Annotated in this window: 1 protein-coding gene; it reads left to right on the forward strand. The window is 41.1% G+C overall.

Annotated features, from left to right (window positions below):
* The first annotated feature begins 510 nt into the window (after nucleotides 1-510).
* Nucleotides 511-1,248 (forward strand): hypothetical protein, encoded by a 738-nt coding sequence (locus IDZ20_RS06975; protein ID WP_188150708.1) that lies wholly within the window; start codon nucleotides 511-513, stop codon nucleotides 1,246-1,248.
* Nucleotides 1,249-1,408: the final 160 nt, after the last annotated feature.

A 1,408-nucleotide genomic window follows, 5' to 3' on the forward strand; every position in this document is an offset into this window, starting at 1 on the left:
TCGCGCAGCTCCATTTTACACAAACGCTCACAGCAAAAATTGCAGGTGAGCTTGGCGTTAGAGCAACCACAGAGAATTGTCATGAGATTTAGAGAAGTATTAAAAAGAAGGGGTTTTGGTTTTCATTAGCAATTCATAGCTAATGGAGGTCAGTATGAGTTATTCGGATTATTTTCGTCATCCTCATACCAAAAACGAAATGAAGCAGTATTTTGCTTCGCAGTATGGTGTAAATCATATCCAAATAAACGTGAGAGGGCGAAGGCGATTTAAGTCACTTCCTAACTCATGGGACGATATATATAGAAGTAATATGAGTTCACGTAATTGGAAACTATACCGTAAGAAACAATGGAAATAGTAAGCGGCCATGGTGGCCCTAACAAAAAGCTGCACCTGACACTTTTTGCTACGCTCAATTGTGTATGTCGCTGCGCTCCATTTTACACAATTGCTCTCCGCAAAAACTGCAGGTGAGCTTGGCGTTATGTTTAGGGAAGGATTCAACTATTGAGCGAAGCTGATAATGATTGGAGAATGGAAGATTTCGGGTTTTTGGCCGAGGATACTCGCATCCCTGGGACTAATCAGGTGGCTCCAAGAGGTTCTCAGGTTACTCGTCGTTCAATCGCAAAGCTAAACAAGAATAAACATGTCTCAATCGTGCTCCCAAATGCAACGGCGCTTTGTCTAAGTTCCGCGAAGCGAAGCTGGGATAGTGCGCAAAAGATCAGAAAACGGTCAGGGATAGATAGCTCAATTAAAAAAGAAGTTTCGTTCGAAAGTACATCTGAATCCTTTGACTATATTGAAGCCGTAATGGAATCTATCGTTATGTCGTTCACGGCTTTAGAGGATTTTGTTAACGAAAATATACCGGATGACTATCTCTATCATTGTAATCGTAAGAGCGAAATTATTCTTGAGACCCTAGATAAGCAGGAAATTGAACGCTGGTTGTCTCTTGATGAAAAGCTTTCCATAGTTTTACCGCAGTCTAGAAATATGGAAACACCGAAAGGACAAAGGTGTTGGGAAGGGTATAGGGAACTCAGGAAAATTCGCGACCGTATTATCCACATGAAAAAAGAGGATCGGAGGTCTTCTGGCCCAGAAATCCCTACAATATGGCATAAGTTACTTAAAATAAATGCCTCCCATATGCAAGCGAAGGCTGTTATAGACTTTTTCGTTAAACAGTCTGATAAGCCGCCGAGATGGTATGAAGAGTATCCGAGAAAAACATAACAAAAAGCTGCACCTGACATTTTTTTCTACGCTCAATTGTGTATGTCGCGGTGCTCCATTTTACACAATTGCTCTCCGCAAAAACTGCAGGTGAGCTTGGCGTTATGCGCAAATAAAAAAGGACTAAAGAATGATGAAAAAAGTAGTTTACGGAGTTATG

The organism is Teredinibacter waterburyi, from assembly GCF_001922985.1.
Lineage (GTDB): Bacteria > Pseudomonadota > Gammaproteobacteria > Pseudomonadales > Cellvibrionaceae > Teredinibacter > Teredinibacter waterburyi.